At 53.8% G+C, this 19,122-nt stretch carries 12 protein-coding genes and 1 pseudogene; 10 read left to right on the top strand and 3 right to left on the bottom strand.

Annotation, left to right across the window (positions count from 1 at the left end; translation table 11 throughout):
- Positions 1-6: 6 nt before the first annotated feature.
- From atpD to U873_RS35625, 6 genes are all read left to right on the top strand, one after another.
- Positions 7-1,383, top strand: a complete 1,377-nt coding sequence (gene atpD, locus U873_RS0132030) for a F0F1 ATP synthase subunit beta (protein ID WP_025132146.1) — start codon at positions 7-9, stop codon at positions 1,381-1,383.
- 45 nt (positions 1,384-1,428) lie between these two features.
- On the top strand, positions 1,429-1,854 hold the full coding sequence (locus U873_RS0132035; RefSeq protein WP_011064380.1) for a F0F1 ATP synthase subunit epsilon: 426 nt from the start codon (positions 1,429-1,431) through the stop codon (positions 1,852-1,854).
- A gap of 115 nt (positions 1,855-1,969) precedes the next feature.
- Complete coding sequence (glmU, locus tag U873_RS0132040) at positions 1,970-3,337, top strand: bifunctional UDP-N-acetylglucosamine diphosphorylase/glucosamine-1-phosphate N-acetyltransferase GlmU (RefSeq protein WP_025132147.1); 1,368 nt, start codon at positions 1,970-1,972, stop codon at positions 3,335-3,337.
- Between the two features lie 151 nt (positions 3,338-3,488).
- Positions 3,489-4,259 carry a DeoR/GlpR family DNA-binding transcription regulator gene (locus U873_RS0132045; RefSeq protein ID WP_177330338.1) on the top strand — a complete coding sequence of 257 codons (771 nt, stop codon included), beginning with the start codon at positions 3,489-3,491 and terminating at the stop codon, positions 4,257-4,259.
- A 10-nt stretch (positions 4,260-4,269) separates the two neighbouring features.
- Positions 4,270-6,102, top strand: a complete 1,833-nt coding sequence (glmS, locus tag U873_RS0132050) for a glutamine--fructose-6-phosphate transaminase (isomerizing) (RefSeq protein WP_025132149.1) — start codon at positions 4,270-4,272, stop codon at positions 6,100-6,102.
- Between the two features lie 102 nt (positions 6,103-6,204).
- Entirely contained in the window at positions 6,205-7,368 is a 1,164-nt protein-coding gene (locus U873_RS35625; RefSeq protein ID WP_256245275.1) for a TniQ family protein, read from the top strand.
- A gap of 159 nt (positions 7,369-7,527) precedes the next feature.
- Here the strand turns inward: U873_RS35625 and U873_RS37300 are convergent, their stop codons facing one another.
- Together U873_RS37300 and U873_RS35635 are read right to left on the bottom strand one after the other, a co-directional pair.
- Positions 7,528-7,794 (bottom strand): MbcA/ParS/Xre antitoxin family protein, encoded by a 267-nt coding sequence (locus U873_RS37300; protein ID WP_081818744.1) that lies wholly within the window; start codon positions 7,792-7,794, stop codon positions 7,528-7,530.
- 58 nt (positions 7,795-7,852) lie between these two features.
- Positions 7,853-9,478: a TnsD family transposase gene (locus tag U873_RS35635; protein WP_256245276.1), complete on the bottom strand. Its 1,626-nt coding sequence runs from the start codon at positions 9,476-9,478 to the stop codon at positions 7,853-7,855.
- A 717-nt stretch (positions 9,479-10,195) separates the two neighbouring features.
- Here U873_RS35635 and U873_RS34600 point away from each other — a divergent pair.
- The 4 genes and pseudogenes from U873_RS34600 to U873_RS35645 all read left to right on the top strand — a co-directional run.
- On the top strand, positions 10,196-11,158 hold the full coding sequence (locus U873_RS34600) for a hypothetical protein (RefSeq protein ID WP_029978798.1): 963 nt from the start codon (positions 10,196-10,198) through the stop codon (positions 11,156-11,158).
- Positions 11,155-13,188, top strand: a complete 2,034-nt coding sequence (locus U873_RS0132060) for a hypothetical protein (protein WP_025132151.1) — start codon at positions 11,155-11,157, stop codon at positions 13,186-13,188. The genes U873_RS34600 and U873_RS0132060 overlap by 4 nt, the downstream gene beginning before the upstream one ends.
- Positions 13,181-14,533 (top strand): transposase, encoded by a 1,353-nt coding sequence (locus tag U873_RS35640; protein WP_029978799.1) that lies wholly within the window; start codon positions 13,181-13,183, stop codon positions 14,531-14,533. The genes U873_RS0132060 and U873_RS35640 overlap by 8 nt, the downstream gene beginning before the upstream one ends.
- 54 nt (positions 14,534-14,587) lie before the next feature.
- A pseudogene (locus U873_RS35645) lies at positions 14,588-14,800 on the top strand (IS3 family transposase); the annotation flags it as partial.
- A gap of 445 nt (positions 14,801-15,245) precedes the next feature.
- Here U873_RS35645 and U873_RS34605 read toward each other — a convergent pair.
- Positions 15,246-19,122 (bottom strand): hemagglutinin repeat-containing protein (locus U873_RS34605; protein WP_025132153.1); only part of this gene is annotated, 3,877 nt, incomplete at its 5' end.

Here is a 19,122-nt window from a genome sequence, read left to right on the forward strand (position 1 = left end):
CCAGCTATGAGTAGCGGACGTATCGTTCAAATCATCGGCGCCGTTATCGACGTGGAATTTCCACGCGACAGCGTACCGAGCATCTACAACGCGCTGAAAGTACAAGGCGCGGAAACCACTCTGGAAGTTCAGCAGCAGCTGGGCGACGGCGTGGTTCGTACCATTGCGATGGGTTCCACCGAAGGCTTGAAGCGCGGTCTGGACGTTGTCGACACCAAGGCAGCTATCTCCGTACCGGTCGGTAAAGCGACCCTGGGCCGGATCATGGACGTTCTGGGCAACCCGATCGACGAAGCCGGTCCAATCGACACCGACGAGCGTTGGGGCATTCACCGCGCCGCTCCGTCCTTCGCAGACCAGGCAGGCGGCAACGACCTGCTGGAAACCGGCATCAAGGTTATCGACCTGGTTTGCCCGTTTGCCAAAGGCGGCAAGGTTGGTCTGTTCGGTGGTGCCGGTGTAGGCAAGACCGTAAACATGATGGAACTGATCCGTAACATCGCCATCGAGCACAGCGGTTATTCCGTGTTCGCCGGTGTGGGTGAGCGTACTCGTGAGGGTAACGACTTCTACCACGAGATGAAGGACTCCAACGTTCTGGACAAAGTGGCACTGGTTTACGGTCAGATGAACGAGCCGCCGGGCAACCGTCTGCGCGTAGCCCTGACCGGCCTGACCATGGCCGAGAAGTTCCGTGACGAAGGTAACGACGTTCTGCTGTTCGTCGACAACATCTATCGTTACACCCTGGCCGGTACCGAAGTATCCGCACTGCTGGGCCGTATGCCTTCGGCAGTAGGCTACCAGCCGACCCTGGCTGAAGAGATGGGCGTTCTGCAAGAACGTATCACTTCGACCAAGGAAGGTTCGATCACCTCGATCCAAGCGGTATACGTACCTGCGGACGACTTGACCGACCCGTCGCCAGCGACCACCTTCGCCCACTTGGACGCCACCGTCGTTCTGTCCCGTGACATCGCTTCCCTGGGTATCTACCCAGCGGTAGACCCACTGGACTCGACTTCCCGTCAGCTGGACCCGAACGTGATCGGCAACGAACACTACGAGACCGCTCGCGGCGTTCAGTATGTACTGCAGCGTTACAAAGAGCTGAAGGACATCATCGCGATCCTGGGTATGGACGAACTGTCGGAAGCCGACAAGCAGTTGGTATCCCGCGCTCGTAAGATCCAGCGCTTCTTGTCGCAGCCGTTCTTCGTGGCTGAAGTCTTCACCGGTTCTCCAGGTAAATACGTTTCCCTGAAAGACACCATCGCGGGCTTCAAAGGCATCCTCAACGGTGACTACGACCACCTGCCAGAACAAGCGTTCTACATGGTCGGCGGCATCGAAGAAGCGATCGAGAAAGCCAAGAAACTGTAATCCCGGCGCCCGGCAACGGGCGCTAATTTAGGTTGAGGCAAGCAGATGGCTATGACAGTCCATTGCGATATCGTCAGCGCGGAAGGGGAAATCTTCTCCGGTCTGGTGGAGATGGTGGTTGCGCACGGTGAACTGGGTGATCTTGGTATCGCTCTGGGTCACGCACCGCTGATCACCAATCTGAAGCCAGGTCCGATCCGCTTGATCAAGCAGGGCGGGGAAGCCGAGGTGTTCTACATCTCCGGTGGTTTCCTCGAGGTTCAGCCGAACATGGTCAAGGTTCTTGCCGACACCGTGCAACGTGCTGCCGACCTGGACGAAGCCTCCGCTCAGGAAGCCGTCAAGGCTGCTGAGAAGGCCCTGAATGAAAAAGGCGCAGATTTCGACTACGGTTCTGCTGCTGCACGTCTGGCCGAGGCTGCAGCTCAGCTGCGCACCGTCCAGCAGATCCGCAAGAAGTTCGGCGGCTAAGTCGCAGGCTTTCTGTGTGATTGATTAAAAAGGGTAGCCTCGGCTACCCTTTTTATTTTCCGCCATTCACCCCCCTCTTGGTCGCAGTCTGACCTTCCAGGATTGGTAGCCAGTCATGTCTCTCGAAATCGTTATCCTCGCCGCAGGCCAGGGCACCCGCATGCGTTCGGCGCTGCCCAAGGTGCTGCACCCGGTCGCCGGCAACTCCATGCTCGGGCATGTTATCCACAGCGCCCGGCAACTCGATCCACAGCGCATCCACGTGGTGATCGGCCACGGTGCCGATGCCGTGCGCGAGCGTCTGGCCGCGGACGACCTGAATTTCGTGCTGCAGGACAAGCAACTGGGCACCGGCCACGCCGTGGCCCAGGCGGTGCCCTTCATTACTGCGGACACCGTATTGATTCTCTACGGCGACGTGCCGCTGATCGAAGTCGAGACCCTGCAGCGCCTGCTCCAGCAGGTGGGCCCGGAGCAACTGGGCCTGCTTACCGTTGAGCTGGATGACCCGACCGGCTACGGGCGCATCGTCCGTGACGGCAATGGCAAGGTCACCGCCATCGTCGAGCAGAAGGATGCCGACGAAGCCACGCGGGCCATCACCGAAGGCAACACCGGAATCCTCGCGGTGCCCGGCAAGCGCCTGGGCGACTGGACCGGCCGCTTGTCCAACAACAACGCCCAGGGCGAGTACTACCTCACCGACGTGATCGCCATGGCGGTCAGCGACGGCCTGATCGTCGCCACCGAGCAGCCCCACGACGCCATGGAAGTGCAGGGCGCCAACGACCGCAAGCAACTGGCTGAACTGGAGCGTCACTACCAGCTGCGGGCCGGACGCCGGTTGATGGCCCAGGGCGTGACCCTGCGCGACCCGGCACGCTTCGACGTGCGCGGCGACGTCACCGTGGGCCGCGACGTGCTGATCGACATCAACGTGATTCTCGAAGGCCGGGTGGTGATCGAGGACGACGTGGTGATCGGCCCCAACTGCGTGATCAAGGACAGCACCCTGCGCAAGGGCGTGGTGATCAAGGCTAACAGTCATCTCGATGGCGCGGTCATGGGCGAGGGCAGTGATGCCGGCCCGTTCGCCCGCCTGCGCCCCGGCACCGTGCTGGAAGCCCGTGCTCATGTGGGTAACTTCGTCGAACTGAAGAACGCCCACCTGGGCCAGGGCGCCAAGGCCGGCCACCTGACCTACCTGGGCGACGCGGTGATCGGTGCACGCACCAACATCGGCGCCGGCACCATCACCTGCAACTACGACGGGGTGAACAAGCACAAGACCGTCATGGGCGAAGACGTGTTCATCGGCTCCAACAACTCGTTGGTGGCGCCTGTGGATATCTCTAGCGGTGCCACCACCGCTGCCGGCTCCACCATCACCCAGGATGTGGCTCCGGCCCAACTGGCGGTAGGCCGGGCACGGCAGAAGAACATCGACGGCTGGAAACGGCCGGAAAAGATCAGCAAGGGCTGAAGTTATCCACAACCCTTTCGCCGGCAAGCCGGCTCCTACACCGATCGGTAGGAGCCGGCTTGCCGGCGAATTTTTTCACCTCCGTGCTTGACGAAGTTTCGATCTTGGGTTTTTATTGCTTCCGTTATCTTTCGAATCGAAACTTAAAGCCATCATGTCGAAACGCAACACACCCCAACGTCGCCACAACATCCTTGCCTTGCTCAATGAACAGGGCGAAGTGAGTGTCGACGAGCTGGCCAAGCGTTTCGAAACCTCGGAAGTTACGATTCGAAAGGACCTGGCTGCCCTGGAAAGCAATGGTTTGCTGCTGCGCCGCTACGGTGGAGCGATCACCATGCCCCAGGAACTGGTCAGCGATCTTGGCCAGCCCGTATCCCTCTACAAGCAGGCCATTGCCCGTGCCGCGGTGCAGCGTATCCGTGAACATGCGCGCATCATCATCGACAGCGGCAGCACCACCGCCGCGATGATCCCCGAACTGGGCCTGCAACCTGGCCTGGTGGTCATGACCAACTCGCTGAATGTGGCCAACGCCCTGAGCGAGCTGGAGCACGAACCGGTGCTGTTGATGACCGGTGGCACCTGGGACCCGCATTCCGAGTCCTTCCAGGGCCAGGTGGCCGAGCAGGTTCTACGCTCATACGACTTCGACCAACTGTTTATCGGTGCCGATGGCATCGACCTGGCCCGTGGCACCACCACCTTCAACGAGCTGCTGGGCTTGAGCCGAGTCATGGCTGAAGTGGCCCGGGAAGTGGTGGTGATGGTCGAATCCGACAAGATCGGCCGCAAGATTCCCAACCTGGAGCTGCCATGGAGCAGCGTCCATACCCTTATTACCGATGATCGCCTGCCCTTAGAGGTCCGCGACCAGATCCAGGCCCGCGGCATAACCCTGATTTGCGCGGCTGTCAGCTAGGAGAGAAACCATGTGTGGAATTGTTGGCGCCGTTGCTGAACGCAATATCACCGCCATTTTGCTGGAAGGCCTCAAGCGCCTCGAATACCGCGGCTACGACAGCGCCGGTGTGGCGGTCTACACCAACGCTGGCAAGCTCGAGCGCATGCGCCGCCCGGGCAAGGTCAGCGAGCTGGAGCAAGCCCTGGCCGCTGAGCCGTTGATGGGCCGTCTGGGCATCGCCCACACCCGCTGGGCCACCCACGGCGCGCCGTGCGAGCGCAATGCCCACCCGCATTTCTCCGGCGACCTGGCGATCGTGCACAACGGCATCATCGAGAACCACGAAGCCCTGCGGGCTCAACTCAGTGTCCTGGGCTATGAGTTCACTTCGGACACCGACACCGAAGTCATCGCCCACCTGCTCAACCACAAGCTCAAGGACCTGGGCGACCTGACCGTCGCGCTCAAGGCCACGGTCAAGGAACTGCACGGTGCCTACGGCCTGGCAGTGATCAGCGCCAGCCAGCCGGACCGCCTGGTTGCGGCCCGCAGCGGCAGCCCGCTGGTGATCGGCCTGGGCCTGGGAGAGAACTTCCTCGCCTCCGACCAACTGGCCCTGCGCCAGGTCACCGACCGGTTCATGTACCTGGAAGAAGGCGACATCGCCGAGATCCGCCGCGACAGCGTGCAGATCTGGGACATCAGCGGCAAGGCCGTGGAACGTGAAGCCGTGCAGTACCGCGACGGCGCCGAAGCCGCGGACAAGGGCGAGTACCGCCACTACATGCTCAAGGAAATCCACGAGCAGCCGTCCGTGGTGCAGCGCACCCTGGAAGGCCGCCTGAGCGCCAACCAGGTGTTGGTCCAGGCCTTCGGCCCCCAGGCTGCCGAGCTGTTCGCCAAGGTGCGCAATGTGCAGATCGTTGCCTGCGGCACCAGCTACCACGCCGGCATGGTTGCCCGTTACTGGCTGGAAGAACTGGCCGGCATTCCGTGCCAGGTCGAAGTGGCCAGCGAGTTCCGCTACCGCAAGGTGGTGGTGCAGCCCGACACCCTGTTCGTGACCATTTCCCAGTCCGGTGAAACCGCCGACACTCTGGCCGCTTTGCGCAACGCCAAGGAGCTGGGCTTCCTCGCCAGCCTGGCGATCTGCAACGTCGGCATCAGCTCGCTGGTGCGTGAGTCGGACCTGACCCTGCTGACCCAGGCCGGCCGTGAAATCGGCGTGGCCTCGACCAAGGCCTTCACCACCCAACTGGTGGGCCTGCTGCTGCTGACCCTGTCCCTGGGCCAGGTGCGTGGCACCCTGGCGGCCGGCGTGGAAGCCGAGCTGGTGGAAGAACTGCGTCGCTTGCCGATCCGCCTGGGCGAAGCCCTGGCCATGGATGCGGTGGTGGAGAAGACCGCCGAATTGTTCGCCGACAAGCACCACACCCTGTTCCTCGGCCGTGGCGCCCAGTACCCGGTGGCGATGGAAGGTTCGCTCAAGCTCAAGGAAATCTCCTACATCCACGCCGAAGCCTACCCGGCCGGCGAGCTCAAGCACGGCCCGCTGGCCCTTGTGGATAACGACATGCCGGTGGTCACCGTGGCGCCGAACAACGAACTGCTGGAGAAGCTCAAGTCCAACCTGCAGGAAGTCCGTGCCCGTGGCGGCGAGCTGATCGTGTTCGCCGACGAGCAGGCGGCCATGACCAATGGCGAAGGCACCCACGTGATCCAGATGCCGCATATCCACGACATCCTCTCGCCGATCCTCTACACCATCCCGCTGCAGCTGCTGTCCTACTACGTGGCGGTGCTCAAGGGCACCGACGTCGACCAGCCGCGCAACCTGGCCAAGTCGGTAACGGTGGAGTGAGTTATCCACAGCGGGACGTCGCTGTGAACCTACGAAATAAAGTCTGTCGGAAATAAATAAAGTCTGTCGCTGGCGCCTTCGAACCCCTCGATCGAGTAGCCGGTGACGCTTTTTCCGGCCCACTGTGCTCGGGACGCACTTCAAGGTTTTGACGAGCAAATGATCTTATCTATTCAGCCTGAAGAGACTGTGCGTTCCTTTGTGGCAAGAACGCTTTTTATTAAAGGCAAACATTCTTCCGAAGAGGTTTTTCGAAAGTTTCCCAAAAACCGCGCCTTGCGCGCGGATATCTTGTTAATCGCCGAAATGCAGGGATGGATTGGCTGTTACGGCTTTAATAAAATGCTTCATAAGCATACTAACTATCCGCTAAATGAAGTTTTTAAGAATATCCAAGATATCTCCTATTCAAGAGGCGAATACGTAGGTCATTCGTATTGTTACGGTTCTAATAGAACCCCAGCGGGGTTCTGCCCGATTTGTGTTGCCGAAGATATTAAACGCTTAGGATTCTCCTTCTGGAGGCGTGCTCACTGTTGTGAGCTCAAGGTCTGCGCTGAACACAATGTAGAGCTAGTCAAACGCTGCCCTCGCTGTGATGAGCCGTTCTGCCACGGCGGCCATGATCTGAATGTGATGTGGACTACCTGTAAGGGACTGCATCTTAAAGACAGCCCAGTGATGTTGAACACAGATCTAGTTGAGTTGAAGAAGGCTCAAGTTTTTGCAGAGATTCTGTCAGCCACCCATCACCTCTCTGAGGAGGCAGTTCTTGCGGTTCTAGATGAGAAAATCCATCAAGACGATAACCTTAAGCTTAGAATTTTGGACTCCAGGTACGACCAACCGCTGGGAGATACAATTAAATGGCGCCTAGAAATTGTCAAAGGAGCAAGGTTTAAAAATAGGCTACCGCATCGAGAAAACACTGATTTTATTATCCAGGCCGTTTTGGGGATCTATGAAAAATTTTCTGACTTTGTAATTGACGTGAAAGCATATGGGGATGAAATCCGCCCGATTGAATCATTGTGGTCTACGTATATTTCAGGGTATCAAGAATCAACGCATTTCGTTGAAGAAAACTATGATCAAGGTGTTGGTGTTTGGTGTTGTCCGTTCCCTGCTAGGGACTCATTACGGATGTGGGATTGGCGGCCAGTATATTATCCATGCTGTAGTTTTGAGCGCCCGAAAAGAAAAGGCCCTCAACCTAAACCCGAACGAGTTAAGAATGCGCCGCCTGGTGTTCACAGGCGGAAATAGTTTTCCTCTCTAAATGTACCCTACGAGGACTAATTTCTAATGAACTTATTCCCATGGGTTTCGATATCCCCTTCATACTATAAGATCAACTGGTCAATCCCTGGCGGTGAATACTGCTGTTTCCTCTCGCTCGCTGCTCCGCCAGGGATACAGAACAGGTCACATATAGATGCCGTATTCAATTCTGAGCAATACGTCTCGAACCTCAGTGTAGCCGCTAGGTTTGGTCAGCAGACAGCAAGGGCTGCGTCGGTTGAGTGCAAGTACTGGTGAAACGAGCCACCTTTCGGCGTTTTGACGGGTTCCTAAGGTGTGAGTCGCCTGTATCAATAGCTGTAACCGTCTGAGCTCGTAGACGCGGTATTTTGAGCTCCAGCATGCTGTCGGGCGCGAAAGGGTCAATCCTAGGATCGAAATGTTACTCATGTCCTTACACCTCGTTCATATCTTCAGCCGGCGAGAGAGCTACCGAAACTCGCTGGCCTTATCGCATTGCCCCATGGTCGTGGAGAACTGTCGACTTGGAGCGATGCAATACCGTGGACAGGTATGTTCTGGACTGAGCGTATCGGTCCCGATTTTCCAAGCAAGATGAGAGCATGGGAACCTTGGCGTACAGCTCGGTTGTAGTGACCGGACCTCGCGGCAGCCCGGCGACCGCCTCGCATACCTTTCTTAGCATGCTGAGCAGCCGAGAATCCCGGGCCTCCCAGTCAACAGGGTGCCTTTCCACATGGGCAGGTTTGATGAAGGTTTGCCCTTCTACCATCAGCCATGATTTGTCATTTCTATAAAGCCATGCATAGAGAGAAGGAATTGTATTTCTCAAGGCTTGGACTCCCTGTTCAGGATGCAGACTGTGCAGGTATTGCCACTGTGCTCTGTGCTCCGCTAGCTCCCGGCTGTGCCTAGCTTCAATAGCCAGGGCATTGGTAGCTGGATGGGCACGCAACAACCTATTGATCGTCGAGACCGTGATCTGGAACTCTTCACAAAGCTCCTGTTTCGAAACACCCTTGCCCAGTTTTGATAGCAGATCCTCTTTAAGCCGGCCTTTGAGTCGTTTGGGCCTGGGAGTGTTTTTGGTTGGAGCTGCGGCGTTTGAGAGCGAGACTCGTTCATCAGGTTTCCGCGATGGAATGCTTTCGACTTGCAGGGCTAGTCTGGCTACTTCAGCGTTGTAGGCCTTCAGGAACGAGTGCAGGTCATCAAATAGCCAATCAATCAGCACCAGATGCTTCAAAGGATGAATGCTTCTGCGGGGAGAACGGATAAGCTGGTTTACAAATGATTCGGCGCTTTGCTCGACTGCCGGCAATGATTCAAACAGATGAAAGCGGCGAAGTGGCTCGATGCGGTCGAGTAGTGATGCGAGTCTGCCCCGTTGACGTACTGCTGTTCGATAGATCGCTGTGACGGCGCAAGACTCGAAAGACGTAACTCGACCGATGGTCGCGAGATCGATGACATTGTTTGCCAAGGTCATAAAAACCGGGCGTGACCAGAGCTTCTGTGATGAGGCCTGTTGGATCAAGCAGTCCTCGGTAGGTAGCGACCATTCAAACCTACCTGACCACCGCCTACTTTTGGTGGATACCATGAGCCAGGCTTGGTGGCGTGGACAGATCAGCACGCCTGGATACTGGTGTGTGAGGTGCCAGTAGGCTATACCATGGGCGTACACATCCTCGCGCATACAGTATGGACATGCTTTCAAAGGGTGTTCAGCCCCAAAGCCACTTGATATCAAGCCAAGTCGATATTTGAGTGAATCAATCCGATCGCTTTTTATAGTTATTATTGCACCTTCAATTTTTATTTTATTTTGGAACGGTATAAACACTGAGAATATTGTGTGATTTAGGAGAATCGACTCAGCGTTTCCCCAATAATGAAATCCATTCTGTTCTAACGCTGCTATGCCGCAAGGAATATCATGCTTTATAAATTTCTCAGATAGGCCCAGCACGGCAGTCGATGTAGTCGCAGGGTCTAGGTTACCCATTACCAGATGCTGTCGACTGCATAGGCTGAATAGTGTTTCGTCGGGTAGCCAGTCCAGCCGAGGGAATTGCCCTCTCACCCATTCCTGATCTGAAGTGACGCTCATGTGGCCTCCGAGCGGAAACAGAGGAAATGAGTTTAGCGGCCGGCTACTCGTGCTACGGATCAATTTCGCCTAAACAGGTAGACGATTATTCACGAATCGTGGGTCCCATAACTGGGGGGATTTACCAAATTTTTTTAATTACCGGGTCATCTATGCATAGCGGTTTTTGGCGCTCCAAGCACCGAAAACACTGGGAAGTCAGTAAAAAAGCGCCGGCGGAGGCGCAACTTAGCTGTTTTGTTCCAGTTGTCAATCGACATTTTTCGGAGGTACCATGCATCGTTAAGTGACGGTTACTAAAGGCAGTACTGAAATTGAAGATGCATTACAAACGACCGATGCAAATTCTGCCTAATTAACGTCGAGGTTGTTATCAAAGTGCAGCTGTCTCAAACGAGATAGCTTGAGTGCTTAATACTGGAGCTTGAGGAAAAACAACATGGAATCTGGATAGAAAACCCAGGAGCCAGATAGACAAAGGCCCAAGTGTGACCTTGGGCCTTTGAGGGTAAGTCAGCTTTCGACTCCTGACGAATCCATTGTCTATCCCCTCGCGTAGGGCGTCAAGCCCTGCACGGCTCCGTTCGTCTCCAGAAAAGTATACTGCGCGTGGTGTAGCTATCGCCGTGCCCGCGCTATTGGATAGCTTATTCAACCGATGTAGGTGGACTGTTATGCGTCACCTGCTAAGGATTGAATGGATGGTAGATAACATAAGTGGATCTAAAAAAATCGTTACTCCGCATAATAGGTCGACAAGGCCGTTTTAAATGGGGAGATAATTACTTATCCGGAATTTATGCAGTCCCTGGTGAAGCTCCCAAGGGCTCTCGTATTTGTCGCCTTAATAGCAGGAAACTTGGACGAGCACTGCATCTTCTTTCTACCCCTGAAAGGATCTTCGCACAACTGGCTCTTTACAATCCTGAAGTGTTCGAGTTGCATGAGCAAAAAATGCTCAGCCCAATTCCACAAGTTCATCCACTACAAGGGAACCCCTTAGTTACTGGACTGAAACTTCCGCCAGTGAAGGGGACATCATTGGTGGCAGAGGAAATCGGTCTTAAGCACGCTACAGCCGTCGTGACATACGATGATGGTGAGCGCCAGAGAGTCCCCCACCCCTACTTGGGCGATCTACTTCTCTATATCCAGCCACAAGGCTCGGCGCCCTATGCTGTGAACTGGACAGTAAAGTTGAGTGCGATGGATTTTGATGAGGTCGCTCGGGGAAGTTTGAGGAGCTTCGCAAAACAGAAAGAAAACCGCGAGAAAGCTCGCTTGCGGCACGCCTTGGAAGAGATTTATTACCTCAGTGCAGGGATCAGGACTGTGAGGGTTTCCAGTGATCTGCTGGATCCCGTCCTAGTGGCCAATCTGGATCTTCTCTATGGTTACCATGATCGTGAGATTGGTCTCGAATCAAATCTTCTAGCGGATTTCTCACACGACATCGAAGACTGTGTCACTCATGGGAGACCAGTAGCGTCGGTTGCCTTGATGTACGGACAGCGGTGGGGGCGGCGTGATTTGTTTCTGACGAAGATCTACAAAGACATATGGGAGCGTAAGCTTTCGGTGAGTTTGTTTGACCCTATCCTTATCGATCATCCATTGGTGACGGATGCGCCGGATGCTCTGCAGGTCTATAGCTCACTTTTTGCCGGACTGCCCGAATGATCACTGGTTCTAGGCTGAGAGCACCTGAAGGATTTAAAGGGCTGACGAAGGATGTCGAATACTATTTCCTTGCAAGTGATGGCAGGGCGAACAGGGCACGCCTTGTTTTTTTTGATGAAGAAGGCACCTGTGCGAGTTTGCTAACGCTTTCCCGGCCTGAATTTGATCTAGCCCTGACCAATGGTGATCTTGTGGAATGTGGTAGTGACGCCACACCTCCTTGGTTAGTGGCCATCAGGGGCATTTCAGTGGATCAATTGGAAAGAGATCGCGTGAGGGCAACGAAAAGCTACGATGAAATGGTTAACAAGCGTTACCTCGCCATAGTGGATTTGGTACACGATGCTGAGGAGATACTCTCTGGTGACAACCCCGAATCTATCATCAACGCCCATGCTGCCAATCAGTCACCTTCTCAGAATGCAGGTCGTTTGAGGTTTTGGTTTTTTAGCTATCTGGTGTTCGGTCGCTCGAAGTGGGCGCTTATGCCCAAGTTTGACCGCTGCGGGAGAGGAAAAAGGGAACAGACTCCAGAAGGGAAAATGTTGGGAAGGCCACCTAAGTCAGGACGCAAGTCTCGATTTCCTGCAACGCCCGAAATGCAGGCTTCTATTCTAAATGGGTTCATCAAATACAATGATAAAACTAAATCTGACGCTGAAATCTTTGGTGCCGTGTTGGTGGGTGAATTCGGTTGTGTTCCTTTTACAACATCGACAGGAAATAAGAAGTTCTATCATCCCGAAAGTAAGCCTTTCCCGACAAAAGGACAGTACGATTACTACCTTGGTCAGGCGATAAGCGCCAAGGCGTACAGGAAAGCTCGTAGAGGTACCACTGGTGCTCGAGCTAAGTCTGGGTTTGTTGGAAGCTTTAGTCATGACTTGGTCAATGTAAACCAAGTTGTTGAGTTTGACGGCTACAATCCCAAGGGCAAGATATCTGGCTTGCTCGAGGGATCCGCCATGGATTCGGCCTGTATAGTTCGAGGTGTGTGTGGCCAGTCTGGTGCCGTCGTCGCCTTGGGATTCTCCGAAAACAAAGAAAACATGGAAGCTTACCGCATGGCGCTGTTCTCGATGGCCATTAGCAAGGTCAAATTTGCTTCGTTGTTTGGCCTGACGATCAGAAAAGAAGATTGGCCCACTTACGGCCTCCCGCAAAACATCGTCTTCGACCGTGGGCCAGGTTCTACCATGGGCGTGCCGATTCGTTCAGAAGCTTTCGCCCGTGGCGAAATGATGAGTTGGTTATCCAGACTTGAGCTGACTCCTACCCACTCGGGTCAGTCGAAAGCAACGGTTGAATCGTCACACCCTCGGACCAAGTCTGACAATGATCAGCCAACACACTTTCATAGCTCGCTCAACTTTGTTGAGATATGCAAGCGGCATATTCTGCAGGCTATTTACGATAATCATGCTTCAGATGCTGAAGGGAGGATGACACCTGAGATGCTGGATGTGGGCTTCAGCCCCACCCCACATAACATTTACAAGTTCTATAGTGATCTTGGTTACGATTCCGGCACGGAGGTAAGTTTTGACTGCGCCGTGAGAGAATTTCTGACACTTCATCCGGCGCACATCAAAAGGAGTGGGGTTTATTTTTATGGCCGTAAGTACAACTCATCGAAGCTGATTGACACTGAGGTTTTTGATCGCATTGCGCTCAATGGCCAGATATCGGTCACAGCTTATGTGATGACCATGTGTGTCAGACATATCTGGATCGAATTAGAAGGCGTTCTGTTTGAGCTGGACTTTGTAAAGCCGGCGAGCGTACATCCCAGCAGCGTCGACATTTCGCTGTCGGATCTTCAAGTGCTCAATGAGAATCGGCTACGCGGCAATGCGCAGCTTCGTGAAGAGCAGCCCGCAATCCTTCAGGATCGTAATGCCCAATTTTTTCACGCCACAGGCAAAGCCTGGGACAGTGGTACCCGGAAGATTGGGCGTCCTGCGAAGGGAGGAGCGGCTGAGCGTGATGCCGCTGACCAGAAGCGGTTGATGGGAAAAGGCCATGACTAACATCTTTTCTGCGCGCTTTGACGGACTGGACACGCTGGCTGATATCCGGCGTTTGATTACCGTGCAACCTGATCCGGTGGTTGGGCTTGAGGAGTTGAGCCCTGCATTGGCCGCTGAGCGTTTGTCAGAGGTACTGAAGACGATTTTTCTTCCCAACCAGTTTTCTTTGGACTTTATTAAAGACAGCATTGATCGTGCGCGCAGCTTTTCGGCTGAGAGTTTCTCCACGGACCAGCAATATCAGCGGCGGCTGTATCACCCCCCTGAGGATGAGACGTTTCCTATCTGCCTCACCGGCCTTGCTGGCGTTGGGAAGAGCCAAACTATCCGTGCGCTGATGAAGGTGATGCCTGGACCTGCACCTTATGCATCTGCCCATTATCACGAACCTCATATATTAATCTCGTACTGGTATGCCAGCGCCAGGGGTAAGGCTGGCGGCAGGCAGCTTTTGGAAGACTTCCTCGGTGGCGACGCGGCAGGAGTTAGAGCGAATACATCAAAGTTACTGACGGAGTGCCGGCGTAGAGTTAACCGCGATGGTATATCACTAATGATGCTCGAAGAGATGCAGCATCAGAGCACTGGTCAAGGAGTAGCCCGCGTTACGGATATTCTCCTTACCATGGCCGGGCTTGGGGTCCCGATGATCTATGTGGCCAACTACAGCCTGGGTCACAAATTGCTGACAAGGAACAGTGAGGACAAGCAACGGCTTCTCTCTGAACCCCGTGTCATGCTACCGGACCATCCTGATTCGAAGCCTTGGAAGGATTATGTTCTAGAATGCATACGGGTGAGCGGGCGGCGCGTATCTGCAGATCCAAGTGCCCTGATACATGAGCTGTATCGCTGGACTTTCGGTATAAAGCGTCTGGCGGTTCAACTGATCAAGGTGGCGTATCTTGAAGCACGTGCAGCCCGTCGCCATACGATTACTTTGGAGGACGTTAACAATGCATACCTTTCAGCCGCTTACTCCAGCAGTAGGGACGACGTCGAGGAGCTAGTTCGCCTCAGTGTCCATAAGTGCAAAACCGGGGGTAGGTCCGACCTTCGCTGTCCGTTCCCGGTGCCGATGTCATCAAACGTCTTAAGCTTCACCAAGGACGATCGTGTTTCACGGGTGAGCGAGAAGGTTTTTGTTTCATCCCTAACAGCCGAGGAGCGCAAGACTTTCGAGCAACTCCATCCACCGGGCTCACCTTCCAATCCATCTTCGAAGCCCAAGCATGAGAAGAAACCAGCATTGCCCGCGCAAACTCGGGAAGGTTTGGAGGATGCGTACAGCCGACTGCTCTCAGAGTCCAAAGGGTCACTTAAGCCGCGAGGGTCTGAAAAGTAAGCTCTATGAAAGCGGTCGCGCACCCTGGTGGGTTGCTGCCAGCCTAGCCCGGAGTGTTATGACAACGCTGTGGTTGAGAGCTTTTTCCAGCTTCTGAAACGGGAACGGATCAAGCGGACAATCTACACCACACGGGAAGGTGCTCGTAGTGATGTATTCGATTATATCGAGATGTTCTACAACGCAAAACGCCGCCATGGTTTCAACAATCAGCTGTCATCGGTAGAGTTTGAAAATCGTTACGCAATGAGCTTGCAAGGTGTCTAGAGAATCCGGGGCGATTCAAAACTCGCCAACATTCAAACCAAAACTATCTTTCCGTACACGTTACGACGTCTACGTGCACAATATCGGCACTAATCTTCGCATTACCACCCCCGACTGCGATTTTAACTATAGGTCACATCAGACTCTATGAGTCCTTCAGCAACAGTCTTAGGTCCCTCCGTTAAAAAAAACCTCTCACCAATGCTCAGTTTCCCGTAACTCAAGCGCGGACAATATGTCAACTCCAACCTCACGGTATACGGCACACCGAATTTTGCAGAACTTGGAACTTCATACACCCGAACAGCCAACTCTTCACTCATGGATTCTGATCGAAAATATGGTGCATACCCATCACCCTCTGGCATAGATATCCGACCACCATAAGATGGCGGTCTGAATGTAACTTTAGCCATTACAAAGGGGGCACGAATTTCTGCTCTATTCATTTTGGCACCACCTGAACCTTGTTAAATAAATCATAGAACTCTGGAAACTCATAAACATCTATACCAATAGCCTTACCTGCTCCTCCTGGGTCATCATGCCGATACATTTTATCCAAAAAAACTTTAGGGATTTCTATATACGTCTTAGTATAAGTCCTATCAGGATTTGCCTTGATGAAATCGTCCAAACTTTTCTCATCAAAACCAAACCGTTTAAAAGTTGAGTTCGGATGAATATTATAATCCCCATATTTTAGAATATCCGCAAGCTCCTCCGGTTCTACTGCACGCCACAAACGTGTTGTCTCTACAGTATCGGGGACCTTTACAACAGGAGACACTTTAATAGATGCCCACGCTGCACCTACCGTCTGCAAAGCATTATCTATCAGTTGTTGAGTACCTTTAGCAACATCATGTTCAGTCTCCGTATCGTACTTAAAAGGTACCTTAACAATCTCTTTGCCAACATCATCCAAATGAAAAAGCTGCTTAAACGTATCGACTAAGCCATTGACCGCATCAGATGGTAGATTTCCAGCTCCCTTCCATAGGCCACGAATTGCTGTATCTTTCGTTTTTGATAGAATCTCCTTTTCTTTTTCTGTTTGATTCTTCCTCGATGCCGCACTCAACATCGATTGGTATTCTGAGGTGAACTGCTTCCAAGTATCCACATACATACTTGAATCTTCATACGCCGTTAAACCTCCCGGCGCAAACATCAACATCAGACGCCCACTCTCATCAACAAACGTCTGAGACTGGCCTTTTAGAAACTCAAGAGCAGAGGCATCGGACATTGAGTGTTCAACAGCAAACGTCTTATCAACATTTTGTTGCGCCTGAGCAAGAAGACGGGCCTCAGCAGCTTCCACACTAATATTGTTTTCTTCTGCAAACTCTGCAGCCAATGCTTTGATTTTCTTGACTTCAAGGGCATGCAATTGTCGGTTATTGATATCCACTCCGGCGGCATTCGCCCCACCAATAATCGCACCTGTGGTGCCTCCTGCCGAAGAGCCCGCTGTAGCTCCAAGGCCAGCAGTGATTAATGTCGCAATGGCATCTTGGTTATATTCCTCAATACCACTGTTCTTCAACGCCTCAGCAATAGCCGGCATGAGCGCTGCAGATGTCCCTGCCCCTAACGCACCACTTCCAGCGTTCCCGCTAGACAAACCGATAGTTGCACCCGCCAATGCGTGCAGCAAAACCCTCGCCGCACCTCCCTCAGCCCAAGCCGCCTTGGTAGCACTGTCCGCCTTGGGATCATGGTGTCGGGCATTTGAGTAATCGCCGATTTTCTTGAAGACGTCAGCCGATGACGTGTAAGCAACAACACCAACAGCCGTCGAACCTCCTGCCCCTCCCAACCCGGCGGCAACCAAGCCAGAGGCGATATCGGCCATGATTCGCTTGTCGCCACCCACATTCCAACTAGCCGCATCTTGAGCAGCGGCATTGGCTGCCGCTATCTGCTCTGAGTTCTGCGACTTCTCTGCTTCTCGCTTCGCCTTGTTGGCCGCATCCGCTTTAGCCTTGGCGACAGTATTGATAGCGCTGCTCGCCAGTTGCGCTGAACTCTGGATAAGGTCAATACGCTCCTGCATGGCCTTCTCGTCAGGGCGGTCCAGGCGCTGATTGGCGTTGGCGGTATCACGATTCAGGCCCACCAGATCATTGATGCCTGCCGGGTCACGAACGGTGATAGGTCCCTCACTGATTGCACTGCGGGTGCTGCTGTGGTCCGACTCCTTGAGCGCGATCGGCAGGGTGCCCCCGGTCTCTGAATGAGCCCACTTCCGTTGATCATCAGGAGTCTTTGGACCGCGCGGGTTGTCCCATTTGGTGCTGGTATAGGAAGCGCTCAAGCTCGCGGCTTGGCTTTTTATTTCACTCTTGTTCTTGATGTCACTGACAAGCAGGCGTCCCGTATCCAGACGGTTCTTCTCAGCGTTGGCATCGCTGGCGATGACCGCTCCCTGCAACTGAGTGGTCTCACCAACATGAATGTCATATCCGCCTTTACCCGCATATAACCCTGTCTGGTCTGTCACCGCCTTGTAATCGCTGTTCATCTTGCTACCAGCGATATTTCCCGAGGCGGTGACCATGGCACCGTAGCAAAACGGTGGGACACAGAGACTGACTCCAGCACCAGCGCTCTTTTGCTGGTTCTTCTGGCTGGCTTCATCTTGCCAAGAGGCGATATTCAAGTTGCCGCCAATATCAGCCTTTATTGTGTCTGCTTTTACTTGCGCCCCAGCCAAGTTAGTGTCTTGGCCACTGGTCAAAAGCAATAAACCAGTATCGACGGTGCTATTGACCTGAGTGACCGAATGTCCAGTCCCCATGCCTTTGGCAATCTGTGCTCCAAGATCCAAAGTAAAGCCGTTTTGATCGCCAATATTAAAACTGGCGCCAATGCTTGTTTTACTGTTGGTGTTCTGATTATCCCACTGCGCACGATCTTGAGCGCTTTGCAGCACGATATCGTTCTTGGCTATCAAGGCCGTGTTTTCAGCCTTTAAATGACTGCCAATAACATGGATATCTCCCTTGGCCCCCTCACCATTGCCCCCGGCATTAATAACTAACCCCGCACCGCTGGTCAGGGTCGATTGTTTTGCGGTTTCGCTGTTGTATTCGCTGGAACTTTTAGTGCGTGTATTGGCAAGTTCGGTACCGATCTTGATCAGCGAACCGCTGCTGTTGGCTGGCTTACCCTCAGACTCTTGCGCAGAACCTGAGTCAAGGTTGCCCACTGCGTTGTAAGCAGAAAGAAGCGCTTGAGCGCTTTTGACTGCCTTGAGTCGACCATCATCAGCTTCCTTGGCGGCACGAACGTCATTACGGATACTCTTGGCGGTATCAATCACCATGCCGCCAATCACCCGCCCAACCGCCAGGCTCTTCGAACTATCAGAGCTGGTTTGCTTGGCTGTTTCAGTACCTGCCGCGATGGAGACATCCGCGCCGCTCAGCGACATGTCCTTGGTACTGACAAGATCACTGGCAACAACCTTAAGCTCACGGCCTGCATTTAGCTTTACGTTGCCAGCACTGGAGCCGATGGTGCTGCCAGTTAGGGTCGTTTCCTGTGCATTGCCGTTGTGTTTCTGGCTGCTTATGGAGAGATGCTGATTGCCTGTGATGTCATCCAAACCAAGCTTATTGGCAGTCAGTACACCAGTCAGGTCACGGTTTTTCTGCTTATGTATTTCTGTGCGCGAAAAAGTGTTCGTTGCAGCATCAATCGTGAGATCTCGAACAGCCTGTACACTCAAGTCCCCCGTACTGACCAACGAAGACCCGGTAACAGACGCATCCCTGCCGGCAGTCACACTGACGGTGTCACCCGACACCATGCTGCCGATAGCCATGGTACGAGTTTCGCTGACTTTATCTTCAACTTTGCTCGACTTCAGTCCGCCCCAACTGCTCTTGCTCTGCTTACGCTCATGCCGATCACTCTCGGAATCAGTAACAGCAAGGATCTGGACATCCTTGCCCGCTATCAGTTGTGCGTTGCCTTTTTCAGCGATCACCGCACTACCTTGCAATTGCAGGTTTTCTCCAGCTACCAGGACACTGTTAGTACCGGCACTGACCAAGCTACCCACATTGGAAATGCTTTCGGTCTCATCAAGGCGGAACTTCTTACCCGACGAAGACTTCTTGGTTTTGCTGTAGAAGCTGTAGTCCTGATCTTCGGCAGCTTTGAGAGCGAGGTTTTTACCAGCGACCAAATAAGCCTCATCACCCGCCGTTACACGACTAGCGATCAGGGCCAATTCCTGTCCCGCACTCAAGGTCACATTACCACCACCTTTTAGGCTAGTGCCCACTTGCTGAACATGATCCTCCTGA

This window comes from Pseudomonas sp. PH1b (assembly GCF_000633395.1).
Classification (GTDB): Bacteria; Pseudomonadota; Gammaproteobacteria; order Pseudomonadales; family Pseudomonadaceae; genus Aquipseudomonas.

What these genes read in the sequence shown, in the direction of transcription:
- U873_RS35640 (WP_029978799.1), top strand. Translation starts at nt 13,181, where the DNA reads ATGACTAACATCTTTTCTGCGCGCTTTGACGGACTGGACACGCTGGCT.
- U873_RS0132035 (WP_011064380.1), top strand. Translation starts at nt 1,429, where the DNA reads ATGGCTATGACAGTCCATTGCGATATCGTCAGCGCGGAAGGGGAAATC.
- U873_RS0132060 (WP_025132151.1), top strand. Translation starts at nt 11,155, where the DNA reads ATGATCACTGGTTCTAGGCTGAGAGCACCTGAAGGATTTAAAGGGCTG.
- glmS (WP_025132149.1), top strand. Translation starts at nt 4,270, where the DNA reads ATGTGTGGAATTGTTGGCGCCGTTGCTGAACGCAATATCACCGCCATT.
- U873_RS35635 (WP_256245276.1), bottom strand. Translation starts at nt 9,478, where the DNA reads ATGAGCGTCACTTCAGATCAGGAATGGGTGAGAGGGCAATTCCCTCGG.
- U873_RS37300 (WP_081818744.1), bottom strand. Translation starts at nt 7,794, where the DNA reads ATGAGTAACATTTCGATCCTAGGATTGACCCTTTCGCGCCCGACAGCA.
- atpD (WP_025132146.1), top strand. Translation starts at nt 7, where the DNA reads ATGAGTAGCGGACGTATCGTTCAAATCATCGGCGCCGTTATCGACGTG.
- glmU (WP_025132147.1), top strand. Translation starts at nt 1,970, where the DNA reads ATGTCTCTCGAAATCGTTATCCTCGCCGCAGGCCAGGGCACCCGCATG.